This window comes from Roseococcus thiosulfatophilus, assembly GCF_017311575.1.
Lineage (GTDB): Bacteria > Pseudomonadota > Alphaproteobacteria > Acetobacterales > Acetobacteraceae > Roseococcus > Roseococcus thiosulfatophilus.
On the sequence record NZ_JAFFQY010000012.1, the window covers coordinates 1 to 14,266 of the forward strand.

Below are 14,266 nucleotides of genomic sequence, written 5' to 3' on the forward strand. Positions count from 1 at the left end.
TAGCAGACTCGCGCGCGCCAAGGCGAGGCCCATGGCTTGACCCGGAGGCCCCGGCGCACCATTCCATCCGCCTCCCCGAAGGCCCGGAAGACGATGAACTGGATCAGTGAGTGGGCGCTGCCCAAGATCAAGACGCTGTTCGGCGCCCCGCGCGAGATGCCGGACAATCTCTGGCACAAATGCCCGTCCTGCGAAAAAATGATCTTCCAAAACGATTTGGAAGCCAATCTGCGCGTCTGCACCCATTGCGGCCACCACATGCGGCTCTCGTCCAAGCAGCGGCTGGACGCGACGCTGGATGAGGGCTGGCAGCGCGCCGACATCGAGAAGGTTCCGCTGGACCCGCTGCGCTTCAAGGACCAGCGCCGCTATGCCGACCGGCTGAAGGAGGCCCAGGCCAAATCCGGCATGGAAGATGCCGTCATGGTCGGCCATGGCGCCATTGCCGGGCAGCGCGCGGTCGTCGCGGTGTTTGAATTCGCCTTCATGGCGGGCTCCATGGGTGCCGGCGTGGGCGAGGCGCTGGTGACGGCCGCGCGCCTCGCGGTGCTGCAGGACGCGCCGCTGGTGGTGTTCGCCTCGTCCGGCGGTGCGCGCATGCAGGAGGGCGCGGTCAGCCTCATGCAGATGCCGCGCACGGTCATCGCCACCCAGATGGTGAAGGATGCCGGCCTGCCCTTCATCGTGGTGCTGTGCGACCCGACCACGGGCGGTGTCACCGCCAGCTTCGCCATGCTGGGCGACATCCAGATCGCGGAGCCCGGCGCGCTGATCGGCTTCGCGGGCGCGCGCGTGATCGAACAGACCGTGCGGGAGAAGCTGCCCGAAGGCTTCCAGCGCGCCGAATACCTGCTGGCCAACGGCATTCTCGACATGGTGGTGAAGCGGGCCGAGATGCGCCCCACCCTCGCCCGCCTGCTGGCCCTGCTGCGCGGCGAGCCCCGCGCCGAGGCGGCCTGACGCAGCGGCCATGAACGCGCTGAAACCATGAACGCGCTGACGGGGGGCCGGAGCGAGCCCATCATCACGCGGATGCACGCGCTGCATCCGAAGCTGATCGACCTCAGCCTGGGCCGGCTGGAGGCGCTGCTGGGCAAGCTCGGCCATCCGGAACGCAAGCTGCCGCCCGTGATCCATGTGGCGGGCACCAATGGCAAGGGTAGCACCTGCGCGGTGCTGCGCGCGGTGGCGGAAGCGGCCGGGCAGCGCGTGCACGCCTATACCTCGCCCCACCTGGTGCGCTTCCATGAGCGTATCCGCCTGGCCGGGCACCTCGTCACGGACGAGGCGCTGAGTGCCGCGCTGGAGGAGGTCGAGCGGGTGAATGGCGACACGCCCATCACCGTCTTCGAGATCACGACCGCCGTCGCCTTCCTGCTGTTCAGCCGCGTGCCGGCCGATGTGCTGGTGCTGGAGGTGGGCCTGGGCGGGCGCTTGGACGCGACCAATGTGGTGCGCGACCCGGTGGCGACCGCGATCGCCTCCATCTCCATGGACCACATGGATTTCCTGGGGAACGACCTGGGCTCCATCGCCTTCGAGAAGGCGGGCATCATCAAGGCTGGCGTGCCCTGCGCGACCGGGGCACAGGCGCCCGAGGCGCTGTCGGTCATCGCCGCCCGCGCGGCCGAACTGGGCGCGCCCCTGCTGGCGCGCGGCGCGGCCTGGGAGGTGGACGCCGCCGGCTACCGCGATGCCCATGGCGCCATCCCCCTGCTCCGCTTCGGCCTGCCGGGTGCCCACCAGCCGGACAATGCCGGCATCGCGCTCGCCGCGCTGCGCGCCTGGAACCCCACCTGGCTGACCGATGCCGCCTGCGCCGAAGGTGTCGCCTCGGCCCGCTGGCCCGCGCGTCTGCAACGGCTGCACGGGCGCCTCGCCCCCCCCGCCCCCTGGGAACTCTGGCTCGATGGCGGGCACAATGAGGGCGCGGGGCGCGCCCTGGCCGAGACGCTGGCCCAATGGCGCGACCGGCCGCTGCACCTTCTGGTGGGCATGAAGCAGGGCAAGACGGCGGAGGGTTTCCTGGCCCCGCTGATGCCGCTCGGCACCACGCTCACCGCCATCCGGGAGGCGGGGCAGCATTTGGCCATGCCGGTGGAGGAGATCATCGCCGCCAGCGGCGGGCGGGCCGTGGCGGGACCGGACCTCGCCACCGCCCTGCCCCGGCTGCTGGAGAGCGCGCCGCCCGGGCGCATCCTGATCTGCGGCAGCCTCTATCTGGCGGGCGAGGTGCTGAAGGCGGACGGCACCCTGCCGGATTGAGGCTTCAGTCCAGCCCCGAGGCCGCCCGTATGGCCCGGCGCAGCCAGGCGATGCCCACCCGCACCTGGCCCTCCGCGCAGAGCCGGCGCCCCTCGGCCGCCATGCTGCGCGGCGCCTCGGCCTCGGCGCCCGGCAGGGTGGCGAAACGTTCGGACAGGGAGTGGCAATATTCCCGCGTGGTGGTGGTCATCCGCACCGCGCCACTGGCCGCCGGCGCGCGCTCCGAAGAGGCGAGCAACGGCACCACCAACGACAAGAGAGCCAAAATGGACCGCATGAGAAACATATGCGCCGCATGGCCTCACGCGCCAGTGGGCCGAGGGTGAAGGCTGCGTCATTCGACGGCGTCATTCGGGCGGCGGCGCGCCCCGCAGCCGCTTGGTGGCGCCCCGCTTCGTCTTGCTGTCCATGCGCCGCTGCTGGGAACCGCGCGTCGGCTTGGTGGCACGGCGGATGGGGGGTGGCGGGGCCGCGGCCTCGTCCAGCAGGGCCTGGAGGCGTTCCATCGCGTCCTCGCGGTTGCGCTCGCGCAGGCGGTGGCGCTGGGCGGTGAGCACCACCACGCCGTCCTTCGTCATGCGGCGCCCGGCCAGGGTGGCGAGGCGGCGCAGGATGCGTTCCGGCAGGTTGGCGGCGGCGGCGTTGTAGCGGAGCTGGACCGCGGTCTCGAGCTTGTTGACGTTCTGCCCCCCGGGGCCGGAGGACCGGAGGAAATCCTCCTCGACCAAGGCGGGGTCTATGGTGACACGCATCAGGGAGCCAACCGGTTCTGGGCGGGCATGTCGTCCTTCAGCGCCACGCCGGAGGCGCCCAGCGCGCGGGCGCCGCGCAGCAGCCAGTGCAGCTTGGCCGCGGCATCCGCGTGCGACAGCCCGCCCGGGCGGATGTTGCTGATGCAGTTGCGCTCCGCGTCGCTGCGACCGGGCCGCGGCGCCCAGGTGAGGTAGAGGCCCACACTGTCCTGCGCGGACAGCCCAGGCCGTTCGCCGATCATCACCACCACGGCCTCCGCGCCCATGGCATGCGCGATGTCGTCGCCGAGCGCCACGCGGGCCTGCAGCGCCACCACCACGGGCCAATCCGCGCCCAGGGCGCACAGCAGGGCGGCGGCCTGGGATTGCACGCCGGTGGCGCAAAGCCCGTCGGCGACCACCACGACCACGCCGCCCGTCCGGGACAGGCGGGCGCGGTCCTCCGCGCGCAGGCGGCGGCCGAGATCGGGGCGCAGCAGGTATTCGCGCCGGTCGCGCGCCTCGCTCCGCACCACGGGGGCGTCGAAGCCGAGTGCCGCCGGGTCCAGCGCGGACCAGACGGCGTCGCGCGCCGCCGCATGCGCCTCCTGGAAGTCCAGATGCGCCGCCGTGGGCAGCGAGGTGCCGGCGCGGCCCAACGCCACGCGGGCGGAGGTGAAGCGGCGCAGGCTGTGGGTCGGGACCAGCGTCATGACAGGCCGATCAGCGCCGGCGCCATGCGTTCGGGAATGCGCGCCCCCTCGCCGATGCCCATGCGTTCCAGCCAGGCCGCGAATTCCGGCGCGGGCGTCTTGCCCAGCAAAGCGCGCGCCGTGAGGCCATCGTGGAAGCTGGTGGATTGGTAGGCCAGCATCACGTCATCCGCCCCCGGCACGCCCATGATGTAGGTGACGCCCGCCACGGCCAGGTTGATCAGCAGCGCGTCCATGTCGTCCTGGTCGGCCTCGGCGTGGTTGGTGTAGCAGACATCCACGCCCATCGGCAGGCCGAGCAGCTTGCCGCAGAAATGATCCTCCAGCCCCGCGCGCGCGATCTGCTTGCCGTCGAAGAGGTATTCGGGGCCGATGAAGCCCACCACGGAATTCACCAGCAGCGGGTCGAAGGCGCGGGCGACGGCATAGGCGCGGGCCTCGAGGGTCTGCTGGTCCACGCCGTGATGGGCATTGGCCGAGAGCGCGCTGCCCTGGCCCGTCTCGAAATACATGACGTTTTGGCCGACTGTGCCGCGCTGCAACGCCAGCGCGGCGGATTGCGCCTCGGCCAGCAGGGCCATGGTGACGCCGAAGCTTTCGTTCACGCCCTGGGTGCCGCCAATGGACTGGAACACCAGGTCGGTCGGCGCGCCGCGCTCCATGGCCAGCAGCGCCGTCGTCACATGGCACAGCACACAGCTTTGCGTGGGAATGTCGAAGCGGGTGCGGACCTCGTCCAGCATCGTGAGCAGCGTCATCACCTGGGTCACGTTGTCAGTGGCGGGGTTCACGCCGATCACGGCATCGCCCGCGCCCAGCAGCAAGCCATCCAGCACCGCGGCCGCGACACCGCGCGCGTCATCGGTCGGGTCATTGGGTTGCAGGCGGATGGAGAGCGTGCCCGGCAGCCCGATGGTGTTGCGGAAGCGCGTGACCACGCGGCACTTCGCCGCCACCGTGACCAGATCGGACAGGCGCATGATCTTGGAGACGGCGGCCGCCATCTCGGGCGTGATGCCACGGCGGATGGGCGGCAGCGCCTCGGGCGGCGCGGCCAGCAGCCAGTCGCGGAACCCGCCCACCGTCAGATGCGCGATGGGCGCGAAGGCGTTGGGATCATGCCCATCCATGATGAGGCGCGTGACGTCATCCGCCTCATACGGGATCACCGCCTCATGGAGAAAATGCTTCAGCGGCAGGTCGGCCAACGCCCGCTGCGCGGCCACCCGCTCGGCACCGCTCTGCGCCGCGACACCCGCCAGCGCATCGCCCGAGCGGAAGGGCGTGGCGCGGGCCAGCAGCGTCCGCAAATCCTCGAACACGTATTGGGTGCCCGCCACGCTCTGCCGGAATGCCATGCCCGCCCCGCTTGCCAGATCCCCGCGCGGACCGGAAACTCCCCGGCAACGGAGGACGTTCATGAGTCACAGCACGGTCGAGACCGCGCCCGATGCCCAGGCCGATTGGCCCGATGGCATCTATGCGCTGCTCAAGCAGTATTCAATCCGCCAGGTGGCGTTGGTGCCCGATGCCGGGCATTCGCGCCTGATCAAGCGCTGCCTCGGCGACAACGAACTCCGCGTGGTGACGCTGACCACGGAGGAGGAGGGCATCGCCCTCATGCAGGGCGCCTGGCTGGGCGGCGAGCGCTCGGTGATGCTCATGCAGTCCTCGGGGGTGGGGAACTGCATCAACATGCTCTCCCTCTCCTCCATCCACCGCACGCCCATGCCGATGATCGTGACGATGCGTGGCGATTTCGGCGAGTTCAACCCGGCGCAGGTCGCCATGGGCCAGGCCACCCAGGCGGTGCTGGAGGCCATGGGCACCCTCGTCCACCGCGCCGACCGGCCCGAGGATGTGCTGCCCACGGTGGAGGCTTCCCTCAAGCTCGCCTTCAACACCTTCCGCCCCACCGCGACGCTGATCGGCCAGCGGGTGCTGGGCGCCAAGACCTTCGGGAAGGACTGAGCCATGCTCGCACCCTCGGGGAAGATTGATCGGCGCGAACTCACCCGCGCCCTCCTGGCCGACCGCGGCGGCATGCTGGTCATCGCGGGCCTGGGCGCGCCGGCCTGGGACATCACGGCCATCGGCGACAGCCCGCAGAACCTGCCGCTCTGGGGCGGCATGGGCGGGGCGGCGATGATCGGCCTCGGCCTCGCCCTCGCCCAGCCCAGCCGCCGCGTGCTGGTGCTGACGGGCGATGGCGAGATGCTGATGGGCATCGGCAGCCTCGCCACCATCGCGCACCAGGCGCCGAAGAACCTCGCCATCGTCGTTCAGGACAATGAACACTACGGCGAGACGGGCATGCAGGAGACGGCCACGCGCCACGGCACGGACCTCGCCACCATGGCGCGCGGCGCGGGCATCAAACACACCATGCTCGTCACCGAGGCCGGCGACGTGCCCGCCCTGGTCAAGGCCGCCCGCGAAGGCGATGGCCCCTTCTTCGGCGTGGTGAAGGTGGATGCGGGCAACAAGCCCCTCGTCCTGCCGCCCCGCGAAGGCGCCATCCTCCAGGCCAGGATGCGGGAACACCTCATGGGGCCGCAGGCGCACCTGGCGTGAGCCTTGTGGTGGGCGCCGCGGGGAGGACGCCGTCCTCCCCGAACCCCACCTGCCAAGGGCCAGTGGGCCCTTGGAACCATTGAGTTTGTTGGGTTTCAGGAGGGGGTTTCACCCCCTCCTGAAACCCAACCAGACTGAACAGGTCCAGGAGCCCACCGGCTCCTGGCGGGGTGGGTCCGGGAGGGGCGGCGCCCCTCCCGGGAGCGCCCCACCCACATCGCCACACCGAGAGGCCCCTGATGCCCCATGTCGTTCTCCTGCGTCCTGTCCATGCTGATGCGCTCGCGCGGCTGGAGGCCGAGCCCGGCTACACGGTCGAGACGCTGCTCAACCCGAACAAGGACAATTTGCCGGGCGTGATGGCGCGGGCGGATGCGATCATCGTGCGCGCCACGCCGATCAACGCGGAGTTCCTGGACATCTCGCCCAAGCTGTCCATCGTGGCGCGGCATGGCGTGGGCTATGACGCGGTGGACGTGCCGGAGCTGACAAAGCGCGGCATTCCCCTGACCGTGACGGCCGATGCCAATGCGCTGTCGGTGGCCGAGCACGCGATGATGCTGATGCTGAACATCGCGAAGCAGCTGAAGGTCTTCGACATCAACACCCGCGCAGAGAAGTGGAGCACCATTGACGCGCCCCAGGCCTATGACCTGTCGGGGATGACGGTGCTGGTGGTGGGCTTCGGCCGCATCGGCGGGCGGGTGGCGCGGCTGTGCCATGCCTTCGGGATGGATGTGCTGGTGCATGACCCGGCGATCCCGATGAACACGGTGAAGGGCGCGGGCTTCCGCTATGCGAAGACCCTGCAGGAAGGGCTGGCGCAGGCGGATTGGGTGACGATGCACTGCCCGTCCAACACCCAGAACCGCGGCATGGTGAACGCGGAATTCCTGGCGGCGATGAAGCCCGGCGCGCGCTTCATCAACACCGCCCGCGGCACGCTGGTGAACGAGGAGGCGCTGGCCGCCGCACTCCGCACCGGCCAGGTGGGCGCCGCCGGCGTGGACGTGTTCTGGGAGGAGCCGGTGAAGGCCTCCAACCCGCTGCTGAACGCGCCCAACGTGATCGCGACGCCGCATTCGGCGGCGGGGACGGACCAGGGCATGCGGCGCATGGGGCTCTCGGCCGTCTCCTCCATCATCGGCCACTTCAAGGGCGAGCTGGACGAGGACATGGTCATCAACAAGGAAGTGCTGCGGGGGAACCGGTGAACCCGCTTCTCGTCCTGGCGGAGCACGCGGCGGGCTGGCGCGCGGCGAAGCTGGACGCCGATCTGGACCGCCACGCCCGCCGCGCGCTGATTGACTGGTTCGCCTGCGTGCTGGCCGGCGCGCGCAAGGAGCCGGCCACGCCCATGGCCCGCGCGCTGGCCGCCGAACGCGGCACGGGCCAGGCCGTCAGCTACACCGATGGCACGCGGACCGGGCTGCGCCACGCGGCACTCATCAACGGCACGGCCAGCCACATCGTCGAGTTCGACGACATATGGCGCTGGGGCGTCTATCATCCCGGCTGCCCCACCATCGCGGCGGCGCTGGCGGCCGCGCAGTCGCGCGGCACGGATATGGCGGCGCTGCTGCGGGCCATGACGGCAGGCTATGAGGTCTCCTGCCGCATCGCCCAGGCGGTGCAGCCTTCGCACTACGACTACTGGCACACCACCGGCACGGTGGGCACCTTCGGGGCCGCCGCCGCGGTCGCCGTGCTGCTCGATTGCGATGCGGAGCAGACGGCGCATGCCATCGCCACCGCCGCCACCATGGCCGGCGGCTTGCAACAGGCCTTCCGCGGCGATGGGATGAGCAAGCCGCTCCACCCCGGCCATGCGGCGGAAGCCGGGGCGCTCGCCGCCATGGCGGCGCGCGAGGGCATGACCGGCGCGCTGGATGTGCTGCATGGCGAGGCGGGCTTCGCCGCCGCCACCAGCGAGGACACGGGCAAGTGGGACAAGCCCCTCTCGCTGATCGGCAAGCCGCTGGCCATCACCGAGATGACCATCAAGAACCATGGCTGCTGCGGGCATATCTTCGCGGCGCTGGACGCCGTGCGGGAATTGCAGCGCGCCCATGGCTTCACGGCCGATGACGTGGCGGGCGTGCATGTCGCGGGCTATGCGGCGACCAAGAATGTCTGCGATCGCCCTCAGGCGCGGACCGAGCAGGAATGCCGCTTCTCCACCCAGTTCACCGTGGCGACCATGCTGCTGCATGGGGCGGTGCGCCTGTCCGCCTTTGACGAGGCCCGCCTGTCCGACCCCGCCATCCGCGCCGTGATGCCCCGCATCACCGTCAGCCAGGATGCGGAATGCGAGGCCGCCTTCCCCGCCCAGCGCAGCGCCAAGGTGACGATCAGGCTGCGCGACGGGCGCGAATTGTATCAGTTCCAGCCCACCCGCAAGGGCGACCCCGACGCGCCGCTGACCGACCAGGACCTGTCGGAAAAGTTTCTGGAACTGGTGGCGCCGGAAACGGGCGCGGGCGAGGCGAAGGCGCTGCTGGAATCGCTCTGGAAGGGCTCGGCCCCGCCCGGCCTGGTGCCGCTGCGCTGACAAAAAACCCCGCGCGGGCCAGGCCTGCGCGGGGTTCTTCGTGGCGCCGCCCGGCTTCAGCCCGAGCGGGTGGCGACCAGGCGCCAGGCCGGATCATCCGTCGCGATGTCGCGCTGGAAGGTCCAGATGTCGATCACCTCGGTGATGGCATCGGACCCGGCGACGATCTCGCCATCGCGGCCCGTCGTCATGTTCACCTGGTCGGAGATGAAGCGCACCGTCACATCGGCCACCGTGCCGCGCAGCTCCGCGCCCTCGATCACCATCTCGTGCATGGAGCGGATTTCGGTGCGCTGCCGCTCACCCGCCTGCTCGCGCGCGGTGATGGCGCCCTCGAAGCCGGCATAGGTGTCGTCGGAGAGCAGCGCGCGCAGCGTCTCGCGGTCGCCCTGGGCGAAGGCGTTCACGATCATGCCGAAGGCACCCTCGGCACCATCCAGGAAGGTGTTGGGGTCGAATTGCGGGTCCGCGCTCACGATGCGCGCCAGCGCCGCGCCGGTGGGTGAGCGCACATCGGGCACCACGCGGCGTGTGTTGCTGCGCTGCGCGGGCATGATCTCCTCCGCCACGCCCTCGGCGCGCGCGGCCGGGCCCTGCACGCCCTGGGGCTGCTGGGGCGGACGCTCATAGCCGGTGCGCTTGCCCAGCACGCCGCGCAGGCGCAGCACCAGGAAAGCGGCCACCATGGCGAAGAGGATCAGATCAATCGGGAAACCGCCCTGCATCGGGACCTCCTCTGGAACCGCCTACTTAGGCATGACGTGGCGTGGCCGCAATGTCTCCGCCCGCAGCTTGCGGGACCGCCACGCCAACGCTACCCCGGAACCCACCCCAGGGAACGAGCCGAGACATGATCTTCCTGCGCCACGGCCAGAGCGAGTTCAACCTACTCTTCACCCAGACGCGGCGCGACCCCGGCATCATAGACCCGAAGCTGACGCCGCTCGGCCACGAACAGGCGGAACGCGCGGCGGAGGAATTGGCCAGGCGCGACATCCGCCGCGTCATCACCTCGCCCTACACCCGCGCCTTGCAGACCGCGACGCCGGTGGCGCGGGCCCTGGGGCTGCCACTGACGGTCACGCCCACGGTGCGCGAACGCTACGCCTTCACCTGCGACGTGGGCACGCCCGTGAGCCATCTCCAACGCGACTGGCCCACGGTGGGTTTCCACGCGATCGAGGAGATCTGGTGGCCCCCCATCGAGGAGCCGGAAGACCAGGTGCTGGCCCGCGCCGCCCTGTTCCGCGCCGAGATGGCGGCCCTGGACGACTGGGCGCACACGCTGGTGGTGTCCCATTGGGGCTTCATTCTGGCCTTCACCGGCCAATCCGTCATGAACGGGCAGATGATCGAGGCCGACCCCACCGCCGGCGCGCCCGAGACCGTGGTCTGGAGGCATTGATGGACACGCTCCTCGTCACCGGCGGCGTGCTGATCGCCCTCGACCCCGCCCGCCGCGTCATTCCCGATGGGGCGGTGGCCATCCAAGGCGGGCGCATCACGGCCGTGGGGCCCCGCGCCGAGGTGGAGGCGGCACTCCCCGCCCCCGCCCGCGTGCTGGACGCGCGCGGCAAGGCCATCCTGCCCGGCTTCGTGGACAGCCACGCCCATGCCGGGCATGGGCTGGTCAAGACCATGGGCAATGGCGACAGCGCGGCCTGGATGGAAGCCTGCCGCGTCATCTACACCACGGCCTCGCCCCCCTCCTTCTGGGCGGCGGAGGCGCGGCTGGCGGGCCTGGAACGGCTGATGGCCGGCGTGACGACGGGCGTCTCCCTGCTGGGCGGCGGCGATTCCATCATGCGCGTGGACAGCCCCGCGGCCGGCGAGGCCCGCGCCCAGGCCATCGCCGAGATCGGCATCCGCGAGGTGATGGCGGTGGGCCCGACCCGCCCGCCCTTCCCCCGCCGCTATGACGACCGCGACGTGGCCTTCGAGGAACAGCTGGAGGTCATGGGCCTGCTCTTCGAGCGGCTGCACGGGAAGGCGCTGATGCGCCTCTGCACGCTCATGCCCGTCTATCGCGAGGCGCAGCACGACGCCGCCAAGGTCGCGGAAATCCGTGCCCAGGGCGAGGCGGTGCGCGCGCTGGGCGCCCGCTTCGGCGCCCGCTTCCACCAGGACGGGCACCGCAATGGCAGCATCGCGATGGCCGATGCGATGTTCGGGCTGCTGGGGCCGGACGCCTTCCTCTCGCACTGCGTGGACCTGACCGACGCCGACATCGAGACGCTGGCCCGCACTGGCGCCCATGTGGTTCACAACCCGACGGCCATCGCCGCCGTGCGCGGCTTCTGCCCCGTGGTGCGGATGCTGGAGGCCGGCGTAAACGTCGTCATCGGCAGCGACGGCACCGCGCCCGACCGCAGCGGCGACATGCTGCGCCACGGCTTCGCCGCCATGCGCTACGCCCAGCAGCACGCCCGCGACGACCGCCTGCTGCCGCCGGGCCGCATCCTGGAGATGATGACGATTGACGCCGCCCGCGCGCTGGGCATGGAGGATGAGGTCGGCAGCCTGGAACCCGGCAAGCGCGCGGATGTGATCACGGTGGACCTCACCGCCCCGCACATGGCGCCGGCCAACATGCCCGTCTCGCGCATCATCCACTTCGCCACGGGTGCGGATGTGCGCGACGTGGTGGTGGAGGGCCGCGTGCTGATGGAGGCGCGCCGCGTGCCGCACCTCGACCCTGCCGGCATCGTGGCCGAGGCCGAGGCCGCCACCGCCGCCATGCTGCGCCAATCGGGGCTGGAGGAGCTCACGCTGGAGGAGCCGGGCTGGGGGCGTATCCGCCGCGGCTGACGCGTCAGAAGTTCACGCCTCCCTCCTTGCCCTTGCGGCGGAACTTGATGCGCCATTTCAGGCCGCGCGCCGGGTGCACCCCCTGGCGCCAGGCGGAGGGGCCCTCCCGCAGCAGGCCCTCGCCAGCCAGGTCGTCGAAGACCTCGCGCAGGGTGATGCTGTGCTCGTCGTAATAGAACACCTCGTGGGGGTGGTCGCCGCTGTCCATCGGGTAAATCTGCAGCAGCACCTGCCGGTCCGACTTCTGGTTGGCCATCCGCATGGGCGCCTCGATGGCCTGCAACGGGTTGCCCACCACCAGGCCGCGCCGGAAGAAGGGCGCCAGCGGGATGGTCAGCGTGCGCGCCGTGGTGACGCCGATGGTGCCGGGCACCGCCTTGGCGAAGGCCTTGGCGCTGCGGGCCACGACATGGGCCATGCTCTCGTTGCGGAAGGCCACGCCGATCCGGCACCCGCGCTCCAGTTGCAGCACGATGCCCTTCGCCGCCTTCGAGCCGTTCAGCAATTCGTGGATGTCACCCCGCAGGCCGGTCAGGGTGAAGCATTGCCCGGGGGAGAGGGTGAAGGTCCCGCCCCGGCGCAGCATGACGTCGAGGCCGGTCAGCTCGTCGTCGAGCTCGGCCCATTCTTCGTGGGTGAGGATGTAGTGGGTGATCCCGCAGACTGCGCCCATGGCTGGCCTCCGCTGCCGCCGCGCCTGGCCTGGCCGGGGGGCCTGGTTGCCGGTCGGATGCGAATGCCTACACCAGGTTGAGGCCGCCGCATGGGATTATCTTGGCGGCCGGGGCTCAGCCCGGCCTGCGGAAGCGCGTGCCGGTGCGGCGCATCCGCGCCAGCACATAGAACGTCCAGCCCAGCTGCACCGCCAGCGCGGGCAGCACGACATAGGGCTTCAGCTCCGGCCCCAGGCGCAGGAAGAGGAAGGCCAGCCCGGCATGGAACAGGGCGAAGCCCCAATGCGTGGCCGACACCTGCCGCACGGAAAGCCCCGTCGTGGTCGCCACCTGGTAGAGGTGCCCCCGGTGCGGTTCCGCCACGGCCTCGCCCATCAGGGCGCGGCGGGCCAGGGTGAAGGCGGCGTCCCACAGCAGCCCGAACAGCAGCAGCGGGACGATGAGGAAGCTGACCTGGTTGCTCTCCAGCCCCGCCGCCACCACCGCCAGCACCGCCAGCATGAAGCCCGCGAACTGGCTGCCCACATCGCCCATGAAGATGCGCGCGGGGTGGAGGTTGTAGGGCAGGAAGCCCAGGAAGCCCGCCAGCAGGAACATGGCGGCCGCATGGATGAACCAGCCGCCCTGCAGCGCCGCGATGGCCGCCAGCGCGGCGCAGGCGATGACCACGACACCACCCACCAGCCCGTCCATGCCATCCATGAAGTTCACGGCATTGGTGCAGCCCACGATCCAGAACAGCGTGATGACCAGCCCCAGCACGCCCAGCGGCACGGCGCCGATCCAGGGCAGGGAGAGGGTGTGCAGCACCAGCCCCGCCCCCATGGCCACCAGCGCGGCCAGGGTCTGCGCGGCCAGCTTCACCAGGAAGCGGAAATCCCGCACGTCATCGGCCAGCGCCACGCCCGCGATGGCCACGGCGGCCAGGATCACGCCGACATAGCGGCCATCGGCCAGGGGGCTGGGCGGGATGAAGTTGAACAGCACCAGCATGCCCAGCACGAAGGCCAGGACCGGCCCCACGCCACCGCCCTTGGGCGTGGGGCGGTCGTGCATCTTGCGCGCCTCGGGGTGGTCCAGGATGGGCCGCGCAATCATGGCCCGCACCGCGACCGCCGAGACGAGCACGAGAAGGGGCGCCAGCAGCAGCGTGGGCAGGATGAGGGAAAGGGACATGTCGGGCCGTGCCGCTATGCCCCGCCGGGGGGCGCGCCGCAACCGGGCCGCCCGAAGCGTTTGCAGGCCATGCGGCATGACGCGGCGACCTTGGACCGCGCGAGGCCGAAGGCCGGCGCCCTCACGCCGCGTCCGGGCGGGGCGAAAGGGGCCTAGAGAAAGGCCGGCACCAGGCTCAGCACCAGCAGCACGGCCATCACGCGGTTGAAGGCCCGCAGCCGCTCCGGGGTGGCCAGCAGGCGCCGGGCCCCCAGCCCCAACCCGGCCCAGAGCAGCAGGCAGGGCAGCGACACCAGGGCGAAGGCCGCCGCCATGCCCAGCGCCTGCGGCAGCAGGGGCGCATCCGGGCGGGTGAAGGCCGGCACGGCCGCCAGCGCGATCATCCAGGCCTTGGGGTTCACCCATTGGAAGGCGGCCGCGCCCCAGAAGCCCAGGGGTGGCGCCGCCGGGCGGCCGTCGGGCGGGGGTGCGGCCGCGATCTTCCAGGCGAGCCAGGCCAGCCAGCACGCGCCCAGCACCTGCAGGGCGGGATGCAGCCAGGGGAAGGCCTGGAACGGCCAGCCCAAGCCGGCCGCGATGGCCACCAGCATGGCCGGGAAGCCCAGCGTGATGCCCAGCATGTGCGGCACCACCGCCCCCAGCCCCGCCCGCGCCGCGGCGGCCGAGACCATCAGCGTGTTCGGCCCCGGCGTGGCCGAGGTGGCGATGGCGAAGGCGGTGAGGGCCAGCAGGCTGTCCATGCCGCAGCATGGCGGTCCGGCCGGACTTAGGTCA

The 14,266-nt window shown here is 71.1% G+C and carries 16 protein-coding genes; 8 read left to right on the forward strand and 8 right to left on the reverse strand.

The genetic code is table 11. From position 1 onward, the window contains the following. The first annotated feature begins 93 nt into the window (after positions 1–93). Together accD and JTN19_RS07640 are read left to right on the forward strand one after the other, a co-directional pair. Positions 94–960: an acetyl-CoA carboxylase, carboxyltransferase subunit beta gene (gene accD, locus JTN19_RS07635; protein WP_206931323.1), complete on the forward strand. Its 867-nt coding sequence runs from the start codon at positions 94–96 to the stop codon at positions 958–960. A gap of 27 nt (positions 961–987) precedes the next feature. Beyond that, positions 988–2,265: a bifunctional folylpolyglutamate synthase/dihydrofolate synthase gene (locus tag JTN19_RS07640; RefSeq protein ID WP_206931324.1), complete on the forward strand. Its 1,278-nt coding sequence runs from the start codon at positions 988–990 to the stop codon at positions 2,263–2,265. Positions 2,266–2,269: 4 nt separating this feature from the next. On the opposite strand, the gene JTN19_RS07645 is transcribed toward JTN19_RS07640, so the two are convergent. From JTN19_RS07645 to JTN19_RS07660, 4 genes are all read right to left on the reverse strand, one after another. Then, the gene (locus JTN19_RS07645) at positions 2,270–2,455 is read right to left on the reverse strand and encodes a hypothetical protein (protein WP_206931325.1); all 186 of its coding nucleotides are present in this window, start codon (positions 2,453–2,455) and stop codon (positions 2,270–2,272) included. Between the two features lie 157 nt (positions 2,456–2,612). Further along, positions 2,613–3,017, reverse strand: a complete 405-nt coding sequence (arfB, locus tag JTN19_RS07650; protein ID WP_206931326.1) for an alternative ribosome rescue aminoacyl-tRNA hydrolase ArfB — start codon at positions 3,015–3,017, stop codon at positions 2,613–2,615. Beyond that, positions 3,017–3,709 (reverse strand): ethanolamine ammonia-lyase subunit EutC, encoded by a 693-nt coding sequence (gene eutC / locus JTN19_RS07655; protein WP_206931327.1) that lies wholly within the window; start codon positions 3,707–3,709, stop codon positions 3,017–3,019. Before eutC ends, arfB begins: the two co-directional genes overlap by 1 nt. Beyond that, positions 3,706–5,067, reverse strand: coding sequence for an ethanolamine ammonia-lyase subunit EutB (locus JTN19_RS07660; RefSeq protein ID WP_206931328.1), 1,362 nt, complete (start codon positions 5,065–5,067; stop codon positions 3,706–3,708). The genes eutC and JTN19_RS07660 overlap by 4 nt, the downstream gene beginning before the upstream one ends. A 61-nt stretch (positions 5,068–5,128) precedes the next feature. On the opposite strand from JTN19_RS07660, the gene JTN19_RS07665 reads away from it, so the two are divergent. The 4 genes from JTN19_RS07665 to JTN19_RS07680 all read left to right on the forward strand — a co-directional run bounded on the left by JTN19_RS07665 (position 5,129) and on the right by JTN19_RS07680 (position 8,834). Then, entirely contained in the window at positions 5,129–5,680 is a 552-nt protein-coding gene (locus JTN19_RS07665; RefSeq protein ID WP_206931329.1) for a phosphonopyruvate decarboxylase, read from the forward strand. Positions 5,681–5,683: 3 nt separating this feature from the next. Then, entirely contained in the window at positions 5,684–6,283 is a 600-nt protein-coding gene (locus JTN19_RS07670) for a thiamine pyrophosphate-dependent enzyme (protein ID WP_206931330.1), read from the forward strand. A gap of 239 nt (positions 6,284–6,522) precedes the next feature. Continuing rightward, a complete protein-coding gene (locus JTN19_RS07675) occupies positions 6,523–7,497 on the forward strand; it encodes a hydroxyacid dehydrogenase (protein WP_206931331.1) in 975 nt (324 codons plus the stop codon). Next, entirely contained in the window at positions 7,494–8,834 is a 1,341-nt protein-coding gene (locus JTN19_RS07680; protein ID WP_206931332.1) for an MmgE/PrpD family protein, read from the forward strand. Before JTN19_RS07675 ends, JTN19_RS07680 begins: the two co-directional genes overlap by 4 nt. 56 nt (positions 8,835–8,890) lie before the next feature. On the opposite strand, the gene JTN19_RS07685 is transcribed toward JTN19_RS07680, so the two are convergent. Beyond that, on the reverse strand, positions 8,891–9,559 hold the full coding sequence (locus JTN19_RS07685; protein WP_206931333.1) for a Tim44/TimA family putative adaptor protein: 669 nt from the start codon (positions 9,557–9,559) through the stop codon (positions 8,891–8,893). A gap of 125 nt (positions 9,560–9,684) precedes the next feature. On the opposite strand from JTN19_RS07685, the gene JTN19_RS07690 reads away from it, so the two are divergent. Continuing rightward, positions 9,685–10,239, forward strand: a complete 555-nt coding sequence (locus JTN19_RS07690; RefSeq protein WP_206931334.1) for a histidine phosphatase family protein — start codon at positions 9,685–9,687, stop codon at positions 10,237–10,239. Beyond that, the gene (locus JTN19_RS07695) at positions 10,239–11,642 is read left to right on the forward strand and encodes an amidohydrolase family protein (protein WP_206931335.1); all 1,404 of its coding nucleotides are present in this window, start codon (positions 10,239–10,241) and stop codon (positions 11,640–11,642) included. Before JTN19_RS07690 ends, JTN19_RS07695 begins: the two co-directional genes overlap by 1 nt. A gap of 4 nt (positions 11,643–11,646) precedes the next feature. Here JTN19_RS07695 and JTN19_RS07700 read toward each other — a convergent pair whose 3' ends face one another. The 3 genes from JTN19_RS07700 to JTN19_RS07710 all read right to left on the reverse strand — a co-directional run bounded on the left by JTN19_RS07700 (position 11,647) and on the right by JTN19_RS07710 (position 14,232). Next, entirely contained in the window at positions 11,647–12,315 is a 669-nt protein-coding gene (locus JTN19_RS07700) for a hypothetical protein (protein WP_206931336.1), read from the reverse strand. Between the two features lie 115 nt (positions 12,316–12,430). Beyond that, positions 12,431–13,492, reverse strand: coding sequence for a glycosyltransferase family 4 protein (locus JTN19_RS07705; protein ID WP_206931337.1), 1,062 nt, complete (start codon positions 13,490–13,492; stop codon positions 12,431–12,433). Positions 13,493–13,644: 152 nt separating this feature from the next. Further along, entirely contained in the window at positions 13,645–14,232 is a 588-nt protein-coding gene (locus tag JTN19_RS07710) for a LysE family translocator (RefSeq protein ID WP_206931338.1), read from the reverse strand. Positions 14,233–14,266 lie beyond the last annotated feature (34 nt).

Excerpts from the sequence above, each read along its gene's own strand:
- accD (WP_206931323.1), top strand. The coding sequence starts at position 94 with ATGAACTGGATCAGTGAGTGGGCGCTGCCCAAGATCAAGACGCTGTTC.
- JTN19_RS07640 (WP_206931324.1), top strand. The coding sequence starts at position 988 with ATGAACGCGCTGACGGGGGGCCGGAGCGAGCCCATCATCACGCGGATG.
- JTN19_RS07645 (WP_206931325.1), bottom strand. The coding sequence starts at position 2,455 with ATGACCACCACCACGCGGGAATATTGCCACTCCCTGTCCGAACGTTTC.
- arfB (WP_206931326.1), bottom strand. The coding sequence starts at position 3,017 with ATGCGTGTCACCATAGACCCCGCCTTGGTCGAGGAGGATTTCCTCCGG.
- eutC (WP_206931327.1), bottom strand. The coding sequence starts at position 3,709 with ATGACGCTGGTCCCGACCCACAGCCTGCGCCGCTTCACCTCCGCCCGC.
- JTN19_RS07660 (WP_206931328.1), bottom strand. The coding sequence starts at position 5,067 with ATGGCATTCCGGCAGAGCGTGGCGGGCACCCAATACGTGTTCGAGGAT.
- JTN19_RS07665 (WP_206931329.1), top strand. The coding sequence starts at position 5,129 with ATGAGTCACAGCACGGTCGAGACCGCGCCCGATGCCCAGGCCGATTGG.
- JTN19_RS07670 (WP_206931330.1), top strand. The coding sequence starts at position 5,684 with ATGCTCGCACCCTCGGGGAAGATTGATCGGCGCGAACTCACCCGCGCC.
- JTN19_RS07675 (WP_206931331.1), top strand. The coding sequence starts at position 6,523 with ATGCCCCATGTCGTTCTCCTGCGTCCTGTCCATGCTGATGCGCTCGCG.
- JTN19_RS07685 (WP_206931333.1), bottom strand. The coding sequence starts at position 9,559 with ATGCAGGGCGGTTTCCCGATTGATCTGATCCTCTTCGCCATGGTGGCC.
- JTN19_RS07690 (WP_206931334.1), top strand. The coding sequence starts at position 9,685 with ATGATCTTCCTGCGCCACGGCCAGAGCGAGTTCAACCTACTCTTCACC.
- JTN19_RS07695 (WP_206931335.1), top strand. The coding sequence starts at position 10,239 with ATGGACACGCTCCTCGTCACCGGCGGCGTGCTGATCGCCCTCGACCCC.
- JTN19_RS07700 (WP_206931336.1), bottom strand. The coding sequence starts at position 12,315 with ATGGGCGCAGTCTGCGGGATCACCCACTACATCCTCACCCACGAAGAA.
- JTN19_RS07705 (WP_206931337.1), bottom strand. The coding sequence starts at position 13,492 with ATGTCCCTTTCCCTCATCCTGCCCACGCTGCTGCTGGCGCCCCTTCTC.
- JTN19_RS07710 (WP_206931338.1), bottom strand. The coding sequence starts at position 14,232 with ATGGACAGCCTGCTGGCCCTCACCGCCTTCGCCATCGCCACCTCGGCC.